This window comes from Pectobacterium sp. HCp5_1 (assembly GCF_032905925.1).
In the GTDB taxonomy this organism is placed as follows: Bacteria; Pseudomonadota; Gammaproteobacteria; order Enterobacterales; family Enterobacteriaceae; genus Pectobacterium; species Pectobacterium brasiliense_A.
In genome coordinates, this window is sequence record NZ_JAUMIO010000076.1 from 1 (window position 1) to 1,883 (window position 1,883).

At 42.7% G+C, this 1,883-nt stretch carries 3 protein-coding genes and 1 pseudogene; 2 read left to right on the forward strand and 2 right to left on the reverse strand.

Features of this window, described 5'->3' with window-relative positions; genetic code table 11:
* Nucleotides 1-247: 247 nt before the first annotated feature.
* Together Q3A88_RS21740 and Q3A88_RS21745 are read right to left on the reverse strand one after the other, a co-directional pair.
* A pseudogene (locus tag Q3A88_RS21740) lies at nt 248-493 on the reverse strand (type II toxin-antitoxin system RelE family toxin).
* Complete coding sequence (locus Q3A88_RS21745) at nt 483-734, reverse strand: type II toxin-antitoxin system Phd/YefM family antitoxin (RefSeq protein WP_005973616.1); 252 nt, start codon at nt 732-734, stop codon at nt 483-485. Before Q3A88_RS21745 ends, Q3A88_RS21740 begins: the two are co-directional and overlap by 11 nt.
* 129 nt (nt 735-863) lie before the next feature.
* Between Q3A88_RS21745 and Q3A88_RS21750 the strand changes: the two genes are divergently transcribed.
* Nucleotides 864-1,334, forward strand: a complete 471-nt coding sequence (locus Q3A88_RS21750) for an STM2901 family protein (protein WP_317178654.1) — start codon at nt 864-866, stop codon at nt 1,332-1,334.
* Entirely contained in the window at nt 1,319-1,663 is a 345-nt protein-coding gene (locus Q3A88_RS21755; RefSeq protein ID WP_110163743.1) for a DUF1493 family protein, read from the forward strand. Before Q3A88_RS21750 ends, Q3A88_RS21755 begins: the two co-directional genes overlap by 16 nt.
* Nucleotides 1,664-1,883: the final 220 nt, after the last annotated feature.

Genomic DNA, 1,883 nt, shown 5'->3' on the forward strand with positions numbered 1-1,883 from the left:
GGGTCTGTTTGCTCACAAAACGGGCATTTTACCTCAACCGTTGCCATCAGGCTCTTCTTCTAAATATTTAGGAAAACAGATGAACATTCTACCTGACGATCACCGAGTTGAATACGTGACCAATGTATTAATGTATTAATGGGTAATGAGTTGGTAATGAGTGACTCATCACCTTGATGGCAGGTATGTCGCACAACAAGATAGTCGAACACTTAAAATACCGAGCTTATAGTCGGTCTTTGGCTGCTTAAACCTCTGAGCGTTCCCGTTTGCCACCACTAAAACCAGCACCACGATCTCATGCTCAAGCACTTGATACACTAACCGATAGCCAGCGGAACGAAGTTTGATTTTGTAGCAGTCGGCCATTCCATGAAGTCGGTTGGCGGGAACATGGGGATTTTGTAAAACCGCTTTCAACTTTTTGGTGAACTGCTCCCACACGGGTGCCCCAGCTTCTTAAACTCTCTTCAAATTCCAGCTTATAACTCATCCAGATCGACCTTGACACGTTTCCCCTTCATCCGGGAACGGGCGATTTTGGCGAGTTCGATATCTTCCTGATAGTCGGCAAGCGCCTCCCATGTTTCGGGGGAAACATAATAGCCAGAGATACGCCCGTTGGTTAACACGGCTACAGGCTCGCCGTTAGCTTCTTTCAGCGCGGCATTGGGCGATTTTTTAAAGTCGCTGATACTCACGGCTGCATTCGCAAGGATAGGTTGTACGGACATAATCAGCCTCTTTTAAGTATGATATTTGATACTGAATTTAGCACTTAATCAAAAAAGCAGCAAAATCACGGTATAAATGTGACACCAAATAAAATAATATTGAAAATACATTAAAAACAGGGAGGTGTAATGGATACTACTGAGGAACGCAATAACACATATTATTATCATGGGCATGGGAATTTAACTGCCGGTGAGTTATTTAACCTGATCTTTCTTGAAAATTTTTCTTCTCGTACCGGTTTAGAGATTACAGCAGCGGCGCTGATCCTCTCAGGGCAACCTTATCTAAAGGTATCAGGAAAACTATCTGCCGCCACAGCAACTCCCGGAACGAGTGTTGCTTCCAAAGTATCACGAACATTGCTTAGAGATTTACGTTTTCCTTATGGGCTAAGGCCGCTTACGCCTATGGGAAAAAATCTTGCGACATTGAAGATGGTTCCAACGAATAAAATTGCCTCTTTTGTTGGTCGTTATATTCCATGGATAGGATACGTCCAACTGATAGCTATAATGCAATCGGTAGCAAGGGACACCCGTCGACAGTATAACCTGATCGCTAGGCCAGAAGACCGCATTGAATGGACGCATTTCTGATGAATAAAAGAGATATCGAAAATGAGGTTATTCAATATCTCATGGAACGTTACCCGATTAGGAAACATTGGTTTAAATCCGGTATTAGACAAGTCACTAAAGACTGGACGTTACAGGATGATTATCAGTTTCTACCAGAAGATGCTCATGATTTCCTTCTTGATATATTCGGACATTTTAATATTGAGCATTCAAACTTTGATGGAAGAAATTATTTTGAATATGAGTATCCAATCTGGCAAAAGAAACCACTATCGAAAGCGTTAAAACCGCTCACGGTCGAGATGATTATTGAGTCAGCTAAAGCAGGGAAATGGTTATACGATTAGAGGAATCTAATATTGAAGTATCTGGACGTAAAAAAACCGGCAGGTGCCTAACACCGTTCACTTAAGATGTTTTGAGTGAACGGGATACTGGGTTTTTGGACCCTGTAAATCATTCTGTGTAACTGCCACCCCTATTAATTAAAGGTGACCTTCAATGCGGTCGCCGAACTCGATAATAAAACGGCTCATCGCCAGCCGCCAGTTCTGGATCGGCATGCTC